This is a genomic window from Desulfatiglans parachlorophenolica (assembly GCF_055394735.1).
The window spans coordinates 4,720,268-4,736,990 of record NZ_AP042460.1 but is presented as its reverse complement, the minus strand read 5'-3'; the positions used below and the strand labels follow the sequence as shown (position 1 = coordinate 4,736,990).

15 protein-coding genes are annotated in these 16,723 nt (G+C 66.5%); all 15 read right to left on the bottom strand.

The features are described from left to right. Positions 1-876, bottom strand: a complete 876-nt coding sequence (cobI, locus tag ACZ500_RS21970) for a precorrin-2 C(20)-methyltransferase (protein ID WP_464229562.1) — start codon at positions 874-876, stop codon at positions 1-3. Continuing rightward, positions 848-1,732, bottom strand: a complete 885-nt coding sequence (gene cobJ / locus ACZ500_RS21965; RefSeq protein WP_464229561.1) for a precorrin-3B C(17)-methyltransferase — start codon at positions 1,730-1,732, stop codon at positions 848-850. Before cobJ ends, cobI begins: the two co-directional genes overlap by 29 nt. After that, a complete protein-coding gene (locus ACZ500_RS21960; RefSeq protein ID WP_464229560.1) occupies positions 1,624-2,673 on the bottom strand; it encodes a cobalt-precorrin 5A hydrolase in 1,050 nt (349 codons plus the stop codon). The genes cobJ and ACZ500_RS21960 overlap by 109 nt, the downstream gene beginning before the upstream one ends. Further along, on the bottom strand, positions 2,670-3,437 hold the full coding sequence (cobM, locus tag ACZ500_RS21955) for a precorrin-4 C(11)-methyltransferase (protein WP_464229559.1): 768 nt from the start codon (positions 3,435-3,437) through the stop codon (positions 2,670-2,672). The genes ACZ500_RS21960 and cobM overlap by 4 nt, the downstream gene beginning before the upstream one ends. After that, entirely contained in the window at positions 3,434-4,711 is a 1,278-nt protein-coding gene (gene cbiE, locus ACZ500_RS21950; RefSeq protein WP_464229558.1) for a precorrin-6y C5,15-methyltransferase (decarboxylating) subunit CbiE, read from the bottom strand. The genes cobM and cbiE overlap by 4 nt, the downstream gene beginning before the upstream one ends. Positions 4,712-4,726: 15 nt before the next feature. Further along, entirely contained in the window at positions 4,727-5,866 is a 1,140-nt protein-coding gene (locus ACZ500_RS21945) for a cobalt-precorrin-5B (C(1))-methyltransferase (RefSeq protein ID WP_464229557.1), read from the bottom strand. Positions 5,867-5,897: 31 nt separating this feature from the next. After that, positions 5,898-6,530, bottom strand: a complete 633-nt coding sequence (locus ACZ500_RS21940) for a precorrin-8X methylmutase (RefSeq protein ID WP_464229556.1) — start codon at positions 6,528-6,530, stop codon at positions 5,898-5,900. Between the two features lie 64 nt (positions 6,531-6,594). Continuing rightward, positions 6,595-8,007, bottom strand: coding sequence for a cobyrinate a,c-diamide synthase (locus ACZ500_RS21935; protein WP_464229555.1), 1,413 nt, complete (start codon positions 8,005-8,007; stop codon positions 6,595-6,597). A gap of 4 nt (positions 8,008-8,011) precedes the next feature. After that, positions 8,012-9,544, bottom strand: a complete 1,533-nt coding sequence (locus ACZ500_RS21930; RefSeq protein ID WP_464229554.1) for a cobyric acid synthase — start codon at positions 9,542-9,544, stop codon at positions 8,012-8,014. Then, a complete protein-coding gene (locus ACZ500_RS21925) occupies positions 9,544-10,380 on the bottom strand; it encodes a sirohydrochlorin cobaltochelatase (protein ID WP_464229553.1) in 837 nt (278 codons plus the stop codon). Before ACZ500_RS21925 ends, ACZ500_RS21930 begins: the two co-directional genes overlap by 1 nt. 101 nt (positions 10,381-10,481) lie before the next feature. Further along, positions 10,482-11,216: an ABC transporter permease gene (locus ACZ500_RS21920; RefSeq protein ID WP_464229552.1), complete on the bottom strand. Its 735-nt coding sequence runs from the start codon at positions 11,214-11,216 to the stop codon at positions 10,482-10,484. Next, positions 11,216-12,052, bottom strand: coding sequence for an ABC transporter ATP-binding protein (locus ACZ500_RS21915; RefSeq protein ID WP_464229551.1), 837 nt, complete (start codon positions 12,050-12,052; stop codon positions 11,216-11,218). The genes ACZ500_RS21920 and ACZ500_RS21915 overlap by 1 nt, the downstream gene beginning before the upstream one ends. Beyond that, positions 12,049-13,104 (bottom strand): ATP-binding protein, encoded by a 1,056-nt coding sequence (locus ACZ500_RS21910; protein WP_464229550.1) that lies wholly within the window; start codon positions 13,102-13,104, stop codon positions 12,049-12,051. Before ACZ500_RS21910 ends, ACZ500_RS21915 begins: the two co-directional genes overlap by 4 nt. Then, positions 13,101-15,125, bottom strand: coding sequence for a putative cobaltochelatase (locus ACZ500_RS21905; protein ID WP_464229549.1), 2,025 nt, complete (start codon positions 15,123-15,125; stop codon positions 13,101-13,103). The genes ACZ500_RS21910 and ACZ500_RS21905 overlap by 4 nt, the downstream gene beginning before the upstream one ends. Continuing rightward, the gene (locus tag ACZ500_RS21900) at positions 15,122-16,624 is read right to left on the bottom strand and encodes a carbon-nitrogen hydrolase family protein (protein ID WP_464229548.1); all 1,503 of its coding nucleotides are present in this window, start codon (positions 16,622-16,624) and stop codon (positions 15,122-15,124) included. The genes ACZ500_RS21905 and ACZ500_RS21900 overlap by 4 nt, the downstream gene beginning before the upstream one ends. Positions 16,625-16,723 lie beyond the last annotated feature (99 nt).

Here is a 16,723-nt window from a genome sequence, read left to right as displayed (position 1 = left end):
TCAAAAAGAACCCGCCCCGGCAGACTCGTGCGTCTCCGAAGAACGATCCGAGGCATCTCTTCCGGCGTCCTTGCGCACCAGCAGCAGTGAAAGGTAGTGAGGGGTGCCCTGGGGCATATCCCTGAGGTCTTCAACCACCACCTCGCCATCGAGCCCGCAACGGGAGACGAGGACGGAAGACGGCCTCAGGTCCAAGTGATCGAGGGTCTCCAGGATACGCCCGCAATTCCGGTAGACCTTCAGGATGACACAGCTCTCGGCCTGCGCGAGCCTCCGGCGCAGGTCCTCAGGATCACCGACGCCCGAGAAAACCGTGAGGGTCTCCTCCCCTTCCACGAGGACGCGCCCCACGCGCGCGGCAGCCGCCTGATAAGATGTCACTCCGGGGATCACGCGTATCTCCGCTTCCGGAACCATAGCCCGGATGGTGCGCATGAGATAACCGAAGGTGCTGTAGATCAGCGGGTCGCCGAGGGTGAGAAAAGCGGCGTCCTTGCCGGCATCCAGCGCATCCAGCACCTGACGGGCGTTCTCCTCCCAGGAAGCCGCCCGCTTGTCGGCGGAAAACGTCATGGGAAAGGTAAGACGCGTCACCGAAACCCCCGCCTTGAGATGGGGCGCGGCGATTCGCGTCGCGAGGGATTCCCGGTCACCCCGCGAGGCGGCGGCGAAGACCGCCCCCACCGAGTTCAGGATCCGCACCGCCTTGACGGTCATCAGGTCCGGCTCTCCAGGCCCGACCCCGACACCGTACAGGATCCCCCTCTGCCTCTGAATCTCTGGTTTCACCCATGTGCTCATCATCCACCTCGGGCGTTTCAGCATGCAGAAAAAGGCCGCCGCGACGTTACGCAGGGAGCGGAGACCCGTTTCCATCGATTATTTTCGCGGGCCGCCGGCGGTATTTGTCGAAATACCCCCGCGGCGTCACCATCCTCCCCCCGATGATCCGGGTGGAAGAATTCCCGACCAGAAGGATGCTGAGCATATCCGTTCGGGAGGGGTCGAGCCGGGCCAGATCCGTCACCTCCACCGTCTGCCCGTCCCGCATGGCGTTCCTAACGATTCCCACGGGCGTGCACCTCGAACGGACACAGGAGATGACCTCCCGCACGGCCTCGAGCTGCCAGTCGCGTTTCCTCGAGCGCGGATTGTAGAGCGCGATCACAAAATCCGCCTCCGCCGCCGCCCGGACCCTCCGAAGGATCGACTCCCAGGGTGTCAGCAGGTCGCTCAGACTGATAACGGCGAAATCGTGCATCAAGGGCGCGCCCAGAAGGGCGGCGGCGGCGCAGACGGCCGGGATTCCGGGCACGATCTCCACCTCGACCTCCCCCGTTGGATCCCGGTCTTCCAGCACTTCCAGGACGAGACCGGCCATCCCATAGACCCCGGCATCCCCGCTGCTCACGAGCACGGTCGCTTTCCCCGATCGGGCCGCCTCGATGGCTGCTTCGCAGCGCTCCACTTCGCCCCGCATCCCGGTCGATACGATGGTCTTGCCGGCCAGGACCTCCGGCGCCACCAGCGCCAGGTAGGTCCTGTATCCCACAACGACCTCCGCCGACTCCAGCGCCGCCAGGCTCTCAGGAGCCAGGTAGCGCGGGTCTCCCGGTCCGAGGCTCACCACCCGGAGGCTTCCAGGGCGACGGCCACCGTCACGTTCCGTCCTTTGGTCTTGCCCACCAGGATTTGCCCCCCGCGGGAGACCGCTATCGCCGACGCTTCGCATACGCTTGGCACCCCCATACACCGCGCCACCACCTCCGACGGGTGGGGCGCGTCCACGCCTCTGAGGACATCGGGACCGACCAGCTCGACCGGCACCGCCAGCCCGGCAGCCGCCTGGAGAATGCCCGCTTCGTCCCTTTTGGCCTCGATCGTCGCGAGGCACTTGACGGCCTGCAGGGACAGCCCGTGCCTCGTGAACACCGCTTCGATCAGCCCCCGGACCTCCGCCGCCGGCGTCCCCCGGTTGCAGCCGACGCCCACCACGAGGCAGCGAGGGTGCAGCACCAGATGGCATTCCGGATCCGGCGGCGCACAGCCCCCCCACGTCACACAGACGCCCGGCCGCCCGCGCTGGAGCGACGTCCGGTCCTTCACCCGCTCAGGCGTAGAACCCGGCCCCCAGGTCCATGCCTGGTCCAGGCGGCCCTCGGGATCCCATGCCTGGATCGGTTCCCCTTCGAGAAGAGCCATGTTGACCTGTTTGATCGCAGCCGGGTTCTGGATCGCGCATCCCCTTTGACAAGCCAGGCGATCGATGGCCGGGACACCCGCGGTGTCGGTGGCCGTCGTGATGACGGGCTCACCTCCGGTAAGACCCGCGACCTGCCGCGCCAGATCGTTCGCGCCGCCTACATGACCCGAGAGGACGCTCACCACGTACCGCCCCCCCTGGTCCAGCGCCACCACGGCCGGATCCCGCAGTTTGTGCGACAGGTGCGGCGTGATCACCCGCACCACGATCCCCACCGCCGCCACGAAGACATGCCGCCGGTACCCGTTGAATCGCTGATCGACCGCCTCGCGGAGGCTCTCGAAGGCCTCCGCCCCGTGCCGGGGCGCGAGCCGCCGGGGCAGAAACAGGTCCCCGTCGAGGGACAGCGCAATCCGGGCGCCGAGCCGGGCGCCGGCAGGGGTCAGTGCATAGACGGCCGTGGTCTTCACGGCCTGAACCCGTGCTTGAAATCCTCCGCGTAGAGCCGCGAGGCGCAGGCCGTTTCCTCCTGGCCCGGGAGCACCAGAAAGATGGCCTGGCGATGGATGCCGGCGGCCCCGACGGCTTCGGGCAGTTCGGAGAGCCGGGTGCGGATGAGCCTTTCATCGGGCCATCCCACCCGGTGGCACACGATCACCGGCGTCTCGGGGGAGTAGCCCCCTTCCAGCAACTCCCGGGCGACCCTTTCGCCCTGAGCGGCCGAAAGGTAGACGGCCATGGAGGTCTGGTGGCGGGCCAGATCCCTCAGCTGCTCGGCCTCCGGCACCAGGGTCCGACCGCCGAGCCGGGTCAGAATCAGCGACTGGGCCTTTTCCGGGAGCGTGAAGGAGACCCGTGCGGCGGCCGCCGCGGCAAAAGCCACCGACACACCCGGCACCATCTCATATGCAATGCCGTCCCGTTCGAGAAGGGCCGCCTGTTCCCGTACCGCACCGTAGAGCGCCGGATCGCCGGTGTGCACGCGGGCCACCGAAACGCCGCCCCGGACCGCGGACACCAACGCCGCGTGGGTCTCTTCGAGGGTCATGGACGCCGAATCGAGGACCTTCGCCTCTTTCGACGCACAGGCTATAACCTCCTCCGGCACCAGGGAGCCCGCGTAGAGGACCAGCCCCGCTTCCCGGATCAGCCGCGCCCCCTTGACCGTGATGAGCTCCGGGTCGCCCGGACCCGCGCCGATAAAATAGACCTTGGCTGATCCGCCCTCCGTCATGGGACCTCCTTCGCGCCCCGGCAGGCGCCTTCTTCTTTCAACCCGCCCGCGCCTCCCGGTTTTTCCGCCGTCAGCAGGAAAACCGGGTTCAGAGCCTCCAGGCGTTTATCCTCGGCGAGCGGTACGGAACGGGACGCCTGGACTGCGGTCACCGAATATGGCCAACCGGCGGACTCCATCCAGGCCTTTGCCCGCATCAGCGATCCCAGAAGGACGAGGGGCGCCACCAGACGGCCGCCCGGTGCGAGCCTCGCGCACGCAGCCTCGAGGACCTCGTCGCCCCGGCCGATGCCTCCGCCCAGGAAAATCCGGTCCGGGTCCGGGAGTTCTGCCAGGCAGCCGGGCATCACCCCCGAGCGCACTTCCACCCCGAGCGCGCCGGTCCGCCGGATATTCTCCCGGATAAGCGCCGCCCGCTCCGGCGCCTTTTCGACGGCGTAGACCCGCCCTTCGAAGGCCAGCAGCGCGGCCTCCAAGGCCACAGAGCCGCACCCCGCCCCAAGATCCCACACCGTGTGACCCGGAAGGATCTCGAGCAGGGCAAGCGCTGCCGCGCGGATCTCCCGTTTGGTGATCAGGCCGTTCTCGGGGCGATAGGCATCGTCCGGCATCCCGAGGTGAAGAGCCGCCAGGGGCGCGATGCGCCGGTGGAGAAAAAGGCAATTGAGCGGGTGAAACCTTCTTCGCGCCGCCTCCTCGAGCGTCAGACATCGGACCCGCTCCTCCGGCCCGCCAAGGTCCTCGAAGACCTGCATCTCCAGTCCCGTGGCACCCCGATCGATCAGTTCCGAGGCGATCCGCGCCGGACCGAACCGGGGATCCGTATAGACGGCGACGGTCGCATTCCCGGCTACAGCCCGGTAGAGCGGCCAGAGGTCCCGCCGTCCGTGGAGGCTCACCACCACGATCCTTTCCCAGGGGATGGCCATCCTGGCCGCCGCGGCCTGAAGGGCCGTGACATTCGGGTGAAACCGCACGGCCCCCGGCCCGAATTCCTGGATCAGCCTCCGGCCGATCCCGAAAAACAGGGGGTCCCCTCCAGCCAGTACGACCACCTTCCGACCGGCCTCGAGGCCCGCCCACAATCGGGAGATCACATCGGAGAGCGGGTCCAGGATGGGGATCCTCTCGGCGCCGGACCACGGGAAAAATCCGAGGAGCCGCGTCCCGCCCGCCAGGATCGCGGCCTCACGGATCAACCCGAGCGCCTCCTCGGAGACATCCCCCCGGCCCATCCCCACCCCCACGACCTCCAGGCATCCGTTGGTCCTCATCTCCGCTTCCCTCCCCTATCCGTTTCCGGACCACGGGCCGGCACCATTCCTCGCCGCCTGGTTTCCACCCTCCTCAGCACAGATCAGGAGCCGCCCCCCGGAGTCGAAAAGGCAAAATCCAAGCGCCGCTTCCGGTCCTAGATGCCGCCGGCCCATCTGAAGGGCGGTCTGCGTCACCCGCTCGAGAATCTTGCCGGAACACGGGGCCTCCTGGATAATGCCCAAGGCCTCCCGGGCCGTATTGGCGGCCATGACCCTGTGGGCCCGTTCCTGGTCGAGCCCCTCCGCCGAACACCCGTCGGCCAGCCGGCCGAAATCCAGGGCGGCCTTATGCGCGTGGGTATAGCCGTGCCCCTGGGCGATCTTGAGAAGTTTCCCGAAGAAACAGGCCATCCATACCGCTTCAAACCCACGCTTGCGGGCCTCCTTCAGAGAAAAGGCGAAAAAATCGGCGATCTGGATACGCCCCTCAGGAGGGATCCCGGGCCGCAGGGCCGCCAGGAAAGACTCGCTCCTGCCCCCGGTCGAAAAGGCGATGGAACGGATACCGCCCGCCCGGGCCATATCCAACCCCAGGCGGATAGTCTCCCGGTAGGCCTCGTTCGAGAAGGGGCGCACCGTCCCCCGGGTGCCCAGGATGGAGATCCCTCCCAGGATCCCCAGCCGCGGGTTCAACGTCCTGCGGGCGATGCGCTCCCCGTCCGGCACCTCGATCTCCACCACCAGACCGTCCGCCGGACCGAAGCCGTCCACCTCGTGCACCGCCTGCGTGATCTGCCGCCGCGGGACCGGGTTGATCGCCGGCTCACCCACATCCACCGGCAACCCGGGGCGGGTGACCCTGCCGACGCCTGCGCCCCCTCTCAGTGACACCCCCCCTGGCGGCCCCCCGACAGTGAATGCCACGCGGCAACGGATCCGGGCCCTGTGAGTCACATCCGGGTCATCGCCGGCGTCCTTGACGACCGTCGCCGCCGCCCCCCGGCCCTCCCATTCCACCGCCGCCAGGGGCACCACGAGGCGCCCGCCTTCCGGAAGCGGGATATCCACCGTGTCCAAGCGCCGGCCGGATAGAAGCAGCGTGGCAGCGGCCTTGGCGGCAGCGGCGGCGGCCGAGCCCGTGGTAAACCCTTCCCGCAGTTCTCTACGGCTCACCTGCAACCCCCATGCACCCTCCCCAAGCCTTTCACGAGGCCTCTTCCAAAGCGAACTCCGCCAACTGGTTCACCACGCAGGCCGCCAGCGCAGACCCGCCCTTCCTGCCGCAAAGGCTGATATAGGGGACTTTCGCCTGGTTCATGAGCCGGTCCTTCGATTCGGCCGCGTTGACGAACCCCACGGGCATGCCCACGACGAGGGCCGGCCGGCAGCGCCCGCCCGAAAGCCAGTCCAGGATCCTGAGGAGGGCGGTCGGCGCGTTTCCGACCACCCAGATTCCGCCGTCGATGTGCGGCGCCGCCAGATCCACGCCGGCCACCGAGCGCGTGATCCCTTCCCTTGCGGCACGCTGCGCCGCCTCCGGTGCGTCCACGTGGCAGGCCACCTCGCATCCAAGCCGGTCGATGCGCCGACGCGTCATCCCCATCCGGGCCATGTGGGTATCCGTCACGATCAGGCAACCCCGCCGCAGAGCGCCGACCCCGGCTGCGACGGCGTCGGGATGGAAGCGGACCAGGGTCGGCATGTCGAAATCGGCCGTGGTGTGGATCATCCGCCGCACCACGGCCCACACCCGACCCTCGAAGGGACGGGGCTCCGGCACCTCCCGGTCGATGATGGCGAACGAACGTGCCTCGATCTCCTCCGGGCGCAACAGCATCCCCTTTTCGGTTTCGGTTGAACCGCTTGTCGGCATCATGCTCCAAACCTTTTTCCAGATATCTTCACAGACAGCCGTTTTTGCCTTGCCGGGGCCTTCCGGCCGACTCCCCACAGACCTTCACGAACTGGTGCGCGACCTCGGGGTTCGATCCCCAATGCAGATGCACATAAGAACCGAGGACGCGGCCCACGGCGTACCCCTCCGGAACCCCTTCCGTCCCCTTGCGGTCGCTCACCCGGTAGCTGCAGGCCACCTCACCGGTTCTTGCGGCGATCCCGGAATAATGGAACTCATGCCCCCGGACCACCGTCCCGGCCGGCCCCAGGAGGCAGGGCCTGACGGTCACCACCTCCCTGTAGCCCAAGGCCCGCAGCCGCTTTTCCATACGCATCTCCATCGGGAAAAACCCCGCCATGGGGAACCGGCGGCCGCTCTCGTCATGGATGGCCTCGGACAGGACCATCAACCCGCCGCACTCCGCATAGATCGGGCGGCCCGCGCGGCCGAAGGTCCGGATCGATTCGAGCATGGCGCGGTTCCGGGTCAGCGCCTCGCAGTGAAGCTCCGGATAGCCGCCGCCCAGGATGAGCCCCTGGATATCATCCGGGAGTCTGCTGTCCTTCAAAGGGGAAAACGGCACCACCTCGGCCCCGGCCTCCCGCAGCAAGCGGAGGTTCTCCTCGTAATAGAAGGAAAAGGCCTCGTCCATCGCGATCCCGATGCGTATCCCCGGGCCTCCTGCCGCGCTTCCCGCCGAAGGGGCACCCGTCGCCCGACATCCCAGGCGGAGCAATCGATCGAGGTCCACCCCGCGCTCCACCCAGTCTACGAGCCGCTTCACCCCTTCATCATTCAAGGCCCGCGCCTCGTCCGTCACCAGGCCCAGGTGCCGGGACGGCATGGCGATCCGCTCCTCGCGCTCGAGGCAGCCGTAAACGGGAACATCTCGAAGGCCTTCGGCCGCCTCGGTGAGCATCTGCGCGTGGCTGCGGCTCCCCACCCGGTTGAAGACCACCCCCGCCGGCCGGAGCCCCGGGTCGAAGCGCGCGAACCCCAGGGCGACGGCCGCCGCCGAGCGCGCCGCGGCCCGCGCATCGATCACGAGGATGACCGGCAGGCCGAGCCATTTGGCCATCTGCGCCGTCGAGCCCGCCTCATCCGACCCCGAAAAGCCGTCGAAAAGCCCCATGACACCCTCCACCACAGCGACGTCGGCATCCGCCGCGTAGCGGTCGAAGAGGCGCTGATTGGCCTCCCGATCGAGCATCCACCCGTCCAGATTGTGAGACGGCCTTCCGGTAACCCGGCGGTGGTGCCCCGGATCGATGAAATCCGGCCCCACCTTGAAGGCCTGGACCCTGCAGCCGCGCGCCCTCAGGGCCGCCATGACGCCGAGCGAAACGGTGGTCTTACCGCACCCGCTGTGGGTCCCTGCGATGCAGAAGGCGGCGAGCCCCGGGCTGACAGCCGTCATCACTTCACCCCTCCACAAGTCCCAGGATGCGCGGCACATCGCAATGGGCCTCGAAGTGATCCGCCAGCCGGTCGTATTGGTGAAAGCGCCTCCGCCTGCCGGGGCCGGGTTTGCTTTCCCCAAGTCCTTTCGCCCGCCGCAGCGCATTCAGAAACGCCCCGCGAAACCCCGGTTCGTCGAGGATCCCATGCAGGTAGGTGCCGGCCGCCAATCCACCCCTGACCGCCCAGCCGTCCTGCCAGCCGTTTCTTTCCCCGGGCCGATGAAGCTCCAAAAACGCCTCTCCCTCGCCGCCGATCGGGGCCGTAAGCCCCATGTGGATCTCGTAGCCCGCGACGCGCTCCCCGCCGATCAGGGAACGCCCCGCCACCCTGCGGACGACCTTTTCCTCAGCGAGGACGGTTTTCACCGGAAGAATACCGAGGCCCGGGACCTCCGGGCGTTCGGACTCCACGCCCCAGGGGTCCTCGACGGCCTCGCCCATGATCTGGTAACCCCCGCAAATGCCGAGGACCCGCCTGCCCGATCCAAGGAATGCCCGCACCACAGGTATCCAGCCGGTTTTCTCGAGCCAGACCGCGTCCTCCATCACGTTCTTCGTCCCCGGGAGGATCAGGGCATCGTAGTCACTGGAAAGGTCCGCCGGCCGGGAAAGGTAATTGACGACGACGCCGGGCTCCCCCTCCAGCGCCTCGAGGTCGGTGAAATTGGAGATGACCGGAAACCGGAGCACCGCGATGTTCACCTTATCGGGTGCGGTCCGCGCCATGGCGCGCCGATCTTCCTGGAGCGCCACCGAGTCTTCCTGGTCAATGACAATATCCTCGAAGAAGGGCACCACCCCGAGGACCGGCCTCCCTGTGCGCTTCTCGATATATTCCACGCCGGAGGCGAAGAGCCGTTCGTCCCCACGAAACTTGTTCACGATAAACCCGGCCGTGAGCGCCCGCTCCCGGCGGCTCATGAGGTGCCAGGACCCGATGATCTGGGCGAAGACTCCCCCCCGGTCGATATCCGCCACGAGGATGCACGGGGCCCCCACCGCCTTGGCCATGGCGAAATTGACCAGATCGTTCCGTTTGAGGTTCATCTCGCAGCAACTGCCCGCACCTTCGAGGACGATCACCTCGTGCTGCGATGCAAGCCGTCGGTAGGCCTCCAGGACGGCCTTCCGCAGGCGCGGCTTGAGCCGATGGTAATCGAGGGCATCCAGCCGCCCGTAGACCTGCCCGTGCATCACGACCTGCGCGCCCATACCGGTCGACGGTTTGAGGAGGATCGGGTTCATATCCACCGATGGGAGAAGCCCGGCGGCCTCGGCCTGAACCACCTGCGCCCGGCCGATCTCCCCTCCTTCGACGGTGACATAGCTGTTGTTGGACATGTTCTGGGCCTTGAAGGGGGCCACGCGGTACCCCCGGCGCTTCAGGATCCGGCAGAAGGCGGCGGTCACGACGGATTTGCCGACGTCGCTCCCCGTGCCCAGGAACATGAGCGCCCGGCATCCCCCATCCGGCCGCATTTCTCCTTCGTTCATCAGGGCCTCCTTTCACCGGCCGAGACCGGGTGGCGAACCGGGGGCTGCACTCCGCCGATCTGCGCCTGCGTTGGAATCACGTCCAGGGCCTCCCGGATATGGGCCGCGAAACACTCCACGACCGCCGGATTCAAGCCCAAGCCATGATCATGCAGGATCACCTCCAGCCCCGCCGATTCGAGCGCCTGCCTCCAGGAATCCTCCTCCCCGGCCAGGTCTTCGAGGAAATGGGTGCCCGCGACGAGCATGAAGGGGACCAGCATCACGCGCCGGATCCCCGCTTTGCGGATGGCGTCCAGGGTCTTTTGCCGGGGCGCGTCGCCTTCCACGACACCGACAAAGACCCGCCGGTGACACGTCTCTCTGAAAAGCCCTTCGAGCGCCGGATAGGCGCACCAGATCGGATGGTCCGTGCCATGGCCGACCAGCAGAAGCGCCTCCTCCCCGCAGCAGGGAATGCCGCGATCGACGGCCCGGGCCGCCGCGCGGTAATCCGCCGGACCGGCGAGAAGGGGGAGCCCCATGGACACGCGCACCCCATGCCCCGCCACCTCCTCGACCAGGCGATAGAATTCATGGCCGCAGACAAGGTGCATGGACTGGACAACGGCCCACGAATGCCCTTCCTGCTCCAACCCGGCGAGTACCCGCCCCGGGTCCGGAAGCTCGATGCCCTTCCTGACCTTCAGGCGGCTTCTGACCATCCTGGAGGAATAGGCCCAGTGAACGGCATGGCCCGGAAATCGGCGCTCGATGTGCTCCCCGATAAAGTCATAGGTCTCGAGGGCACGGGTCGTCGTGCCGAACGCGGCCAGAACTATCGGAATGTCTTTCATCCAACCTCTTCCTTTGCGGTTTCCATCCCTGACGCCTCTCCGGCGAACCGCCCCCGGTGCTGCGGGACAGCTTATGGGTCCATTGGCCTGCCAGTCCCCGTTCAATCCCGGGCGGCGTTGACGGCGAGGAGCGCCAGGCCAAAAAAACAGGCCCCGCTCACCCCCAGAAAGACGAAAGCGGTGCCATCGGCCGGCATGCCATGGGCCGAAGCCCTGATCGCCCGCGAGGCATGGGTCAGCGGCAGAAAGGAGAGCACGCCTTGCGCCCAGGCAGGCAGTCGTTCGACCGGGAAAAAGGTCCCCCCCAGAAAGGCCATTGGGGTGATGATAAAACTGTTCAAAAGCGCCTGGTCTGCATGCGATTTCACGAGCATGGCCAGGCAGACCGCGAGGGCCGAGAAGGTCAGGCTGTTCAGGATCACCATGCCCCAGAAGGCCGGGTTGAGCGAAGGAAGGACCCCGAACCCGGCCCCCAGCACCAGGATCACCAGCACGGAGAGCAGGGCGCGGGTGATTCCCGCGCACACCTCACCGGTGACATAGGCCAGATTGCGGATCGGGGCCGCCTGGAACTCCTCGAAGATCTGCCAGTAGAAACGCGTGATATTGATCTCGCTCGAGATGGCGAAGGACTGGGTCATGGTGTTCATCGCGACGAGGCCCGGCAGGAGGTATTCGAGATAGGGACGCCCGTCGATCTCCACCCCTTTCCCCATCGCGTACCCGAAGGCGACCAGATAGAGAAAGGGCGAAACAGCCATCGATGCCAGGAGCTTCCAAAGCCGCCGCTCGATGATCAGGAGTTCCCGATAGTAGACTGCAAACCATCCACGCATCACTGCACCTTCTTTCCGGTCAGCGAAAGGAAGGCATCCTCCAGATTGACGCGTCTGAGGGTGAACCCTTCATCCCGCTCAGCCGCGGATCGGCGCGCCTCCTCCACCCTTTCGAAATAGCGGGTCTCGATCCCGTCCTCACCCACCCGGTCGAGCGCCCACGCGCCGACGGCATCCATCAGAGGGCGCGGGCGGTCCAGGGCCACGATCCGCCCCTGATCGAGGAAGGCCACCCGATCGGCCAGAAACTCCGCCTCCTCGATATAGTGCGTCGTGAGGAAGATGGTGGTGCCCAGCCGCTGCACCCGCCGAATGAGGCCCCAGATCCTGCGGCGCACGGCGGCGTCGAGGCCGACGCTCGGTTCGTCGAGAAAGAGGATCGCAGGGGAATGGACCAGGGCCCGGGCGATCATCAGACGCCTCTTGAGCCCGCCGGAAAGCTCTTTGACAAGGCTTCGGCTGCGCTCGGACAACTCGACATACTGCAGCATCTCTTCGATCCTCGCCCGGCGCTTTCTGCCTGGCATCCCGAAAAGCCGGCCATGGATGTCCATGTTCTCGAACACCGTCAACTCCTGGTCCAGGTTGATGGACTGCGGCACCACGCCGACCAGGCGCCGCGCCGCCGGCCCATTCCGATGGATCGAGACCCCGTTCAGGTGCACCTTTCCGGATGTGGGGAGCGTCAGCCCGGCCAGGATCCGGATGGTCGTGGTCTTGCCGGCGCCGTTGGGCCCGAGGTAGGCGAAAAGTTCGCCCCTGGGCACGTGCAGATCGACGCCCCGCAGGGCATAGACAGATTTGTAGCGCTTCTCGAGGCCCTCGATGACGATCATGACACCCCCTGCCCGACCGAACCCGCCCTGCGAATGGCTTTGAGATCCAGGGCGACGTCCTGCAGGGGCTGACGCCTCACCCGATGGGGAAGGGCGAGTTCAGCCGCCGCTTCGATATCGGCCCGTACGACCTCCAAGCGGCCTTCCCACGCGGCGTGGGTCTTGGCGGTCTTCAGCATGACGATGTCGCTCCGGTGGCCATCCACCCCCGCATCCAAACCGTACCGAGCGATCTCGAAAAGGAGCCCGCGGTCCACCCTCACTTCGGAGAGGCGCTCCTGCGCAAGACGGATCTTCTCGACCCATCCGCGCACCTCCGGTTCCCACTGCCGGACAAAGCGCTCCGGATCCGCATCGAATGCGGCGCGCCGCTCCATGACGGCCACCCGCTCCCCGGCATCGTGCGCCCCTTCCACATGCACGCACAGACCGAACCGGTCCAGAAGCTGCGGTCTCAATTCACCTTCCTCCGGGTTCATCGTGCCCACCAGCGTAAACCGTGCGGGGTGGGAAAAAGAGATGCCTTCGCGCTCCACGGTGCAGACGCCCATCGCCGCTGAATCGAGAAGGATGTCCACGACGTGGTCGTCCAGCAGGTTGACCTCGTCCACATAAAGGATCCCGCGGTGGGCGGCGGCCAGGAGCCCCGGCTCCACCTGTTTTTCTCCCCGTTTGAGGGCGCTCTCGAGATCCAGCGTCCCCACCACCCGGTCCTCGGTGGCCCCGATCGGCAGTTCGACCACCCGAATCCTGCGGCGCACCGTGCCCGGCACAGCACCCCCCAGAATCCCTTCCCGGCAGGCCGCCCTCGGACAATCGCGGCATATCTCCGCATCGTCCCATGGGGCCCGTTGAAAGGGGCAATCGGCCACCACCTCGATCTCGGGCAGAATCTCGGCCAGGGCCCTGACCGCCGTGGATTTGGCCGTGCCCTTTTCCCCCCGGATCAAGACCCCCGAGAGCGTCGGGTTGATCACGTTCAGGATCAGGGCGAGTTTCATCCTTTCCTGCCCGACAATGGCCGGAAAGGGGTAAACGGATTGCTTGCTCATTGCGTATATCCTTTCACGACGGATAAAAGCGCTTCGGCTTTCAGATCGTCGACCTTGAAGTATTCGGCCCGCAGCGCGGAAGCCAGGCGGCGGGCAAGGCCGAAGGTGATCATTCCCTCCTCTTCCGTGTCCACCACCATGAACCGGATCCGCTCATCGGCGGCCAGGCGCCCTGCCAAAGCCAGCGCCTCTTCCACGGGAGGAATGGCCTCTCCGAGGGGCGCATTGGCCTTGCCGTCCGTGATAACCAGCGTAATGGGACGCAGGGTCGGATCTTTGAGGAGTTGGCTTCGCAACACATCATGGGCCTTGAGAAGCCCCGCGGAAAGGGGGGTCCTTCCACCCACCGGGAGTTCACCGAGAAACCGCGCGGCCGCCTCCACCGACGAGGTGGGGGGAAGGTTCAGCGTCGCCTCACCCTTTCGAAAGGAGATCATAGCCACCCGGTCACGCTTCTGATACGCGTCCAGGAGAAGCGACATGACCGCTCCTTTGGAGGCTGCCATCCGTCCCGAGGCCCCCATGGAACCGCTCGCATCCACCAGAAAAAGGAGGAAATTCCCCAGCCGCCTCTCCCGTACCTTTTCCCGCAGATCCTCATCCCGCAGGACAAAGGCGAGACCGTTCGTCCTGTCGCGCCGACGCTGATGCGGCGCCGCTGCCCGGATGGTGGCATCGAAGGCGATATCGCCGTTTTGGGCGCCAGCGACACTCCTTACGTAGCGCCCCTGCTTCAGGGAAACCCGCGAACGGCTCCGCCGTCCCGAACCGCGCCGGAGCACGCGGTCCTTCGGCGTGCCGAATTTTTGGACGGTGAAGGTAGCGCCGACCGCGAACACCTCGTCGTGGGAGTCCCCACCTTCCCGCTCGGGCGGCGGTTCATGTCCCGCCTCTCCGGAAGGGGTCTCCGGCGGCGAGGTTTCGTTCCGCTGGTCATTTTGCCGGGCGTCCTCCTGAGGCGCCGTCTGGTTCGTCTCCTCTTCGCGACCCCCGTTTTCGCCATCTTCCCGGTCATTCTCCTTCTCCGGAGGATCGGGAAGCGGAGGAGGCGGAGGGGGCGGGAGCGCTTCCCGCCTCCGGTGCCGCAACGCGGCGGGCGCCACCCGCTGGATGTCCATCGACGTCACCTCCCCTCTTCCTTCATAGGCAGCCAAGGCGCAGGCGGCCTGCTCCATGACGAGATCCGCGCGGTGACCGGCGACGTTGTTCTCCCGTGAAAGCTCGGATACGAAGGATCGCAGACGACCGGGGAACCGCACACGGGCCAGCCGCTCACGGGCCAGCGCAATCCGCGCGGCCAGCTCCCTGTTCTGGTCTTCCCAGCGGGCGATAAACCCCCTTGGATCCCTGTCGTAATCCTCGCGCCGCTCCATCAGCAGGACGCGTTTCTCCAGTTCGCCTTCGGCCACCACCTCCACACACAGACCGAACCGGTCGAGCAGCTGGGGACGGAGTTCTCCCTCCTCGGGGTTCATAGTCCCGACCAAAACGAAACGGCAGGCATGGCGGAGGGATATCCCCTCCCGCTCCACCACGTTCGTTCCGGATGCCGAGGCATCCAGCACGACGTCCACCAGATGGTCGTCCAGGAGGTTCACCTCGTCGATGTAAAGGATCCCCTGGTGGGCCTCGGCCAGCAGACCGGGCTGCATCGAGGAAACGCCATCGCGGATGGCCGCGCCCAGATCGATCCCGCCAATCACCCGATCCTCGGTGGCGTTCAGGGGGAGCGTCACCAAAGGGGCGCAGCGCTTCTCGGCCGCGGGTTGGCCCCCGGCGATGCGGCAGCCCGGGCACCACTCCTCCGGCCGCGCCGGGTCGCAGTGAAGCGGACACCCGCTGACCACCGCGATCTCCGGCAGGATCGCCGCCAAGGCGCGCACGGCGGTGGACTTTGCCGTCCCTTTCTCCCCGCGCAGCAACACCCCGCCAGCCCTGGGATTCACGGCATTGACCACGAGGGCCAGCCTCATCTCTTCCTGCCCTACCAGGGCTTCGAACGGATACAGGGGTCTCATCATGGCGCCTTTAGGAGGAGGTCGAAATCCACGCGGTCCTGAAAACGCTTCCGGCGTGTCCGCCGGGTGTCGAGGATTTCGGAGCAAATCCCCGGACCGTTGAACACCCTTTCACTCCACCGCTCGTGGCCTTCCGGACGGCCGAAAATCCGGGCTTCGTTCCACGCGCACACCGCAACAGAGAGCCCCTCCAGGGTCCGAAGCGCCCCCAGACGGGCCTCGGCCGGGGTCAGACGATCCTCGGACGCCAGGACGATATCGCAGCCCAGTTTTGAAAAGGCGACGGCCAGTTCGGGGTGCGCCAAGGAGCTCAGGGGCGCGAGGGCGATTTTCGCCGGCCCGAAGGTCACGGCGGGAAACGGCCATTCCCCGGAAACCGCCGGTTCCTCGAGACGGAAGGACTCCAACCGCCCCCCGCCGGTGAGGATCCACTCACACCCCGGCCCACCGTTCCGGACCGCTGCCGCAACCGCTATGTTGCAGCGCTTCGCAAAGGCCTCGATCCTCTCCCGGCCGAAGTCCGCCCCCGAGACCCGGGGCAAAACGAGCAGGTCGGAATCGGATTTCTCGGCAGACGCCATATAACCCTCGATCGCCTCCAGGTCCAGACCGTCCCGCCCGGGGACCAGACAGTGCACGCCGATCTCGCCCGGTTCCGGCAGCCCATAGTGGGCCGTCATATCGTCGATCAGGCGGCAGTCGAGATACAGGGGGCGGTAACACGCCGGAGTGCGATCGGCCAGGCGCGCTTCGCGTCGGGCGCCGCTCAGACGCCCGTCGGCGTCCAGGAGCAGATCCACCAGGAAAACCGCCGAATCCGCGGAAGAAGAGGCCAGAAGCGCCTCTCCCCCCGGCCCGAAGACACACGAGACGGCTGATGAGCAGTCCATGATCCGGTCCTTTCCGGTCCGGTTGCACGCCGCAATCGTCAAGCCGTTCTCGCAGGCGCGCCCCTGCCAGAGTTCCAACGGGTCGAACCCCCCCGGCGGCCAGTTGGCCGGCACCCAGAGGAGATCGACCCCGCGCAGCGCCATCATCCGCGGCATCAGGCCATAGTAAGTGTCCGAACAGATGAGGACGCCGATGCGACCCCAGACGGTGTCGAAAAAGGCATCCTGCTTTTCCGGCCCCGGACAGGCCCAGCGTGCCTCGGCACTCACCTTTCGATAGCGGCAGACGATCCGGCCGACAGGCCCCAGCACGAACGCGCTGTTGTAGAAAATGCCGCTCGCCTCGTCCACCTCGGGAAGGCCCACGCCGATGTACACCCCGGATTCGGCCGCCAGATCCGCAAGGGCCTCGATCGTCGCCCCGTCCCGGGTCTCCACGAACGGAGCGACGTCCTCCCGGGAAAGAAATGAAAAGCCGGCAACCGCCATCTCCGTGTTCAGGATGAGGGCCGCCCCTGATCGGGCCGCTTCCCGGTTGAGCCGGAGCAATGCCTCACGATTCCTGGCGGGCTGCTTGTAATGCACGTTCAGATGGACCAGTGCGATTCTCAATGAAGGGTTTCCCGGCATCCTTTCCTCAAATCCCCCTTTGAAACCGTTGCACAGGTTTCGGAGAAGGGCGCGCGGACCAGCGCCGCCCTCGTTCGCAGC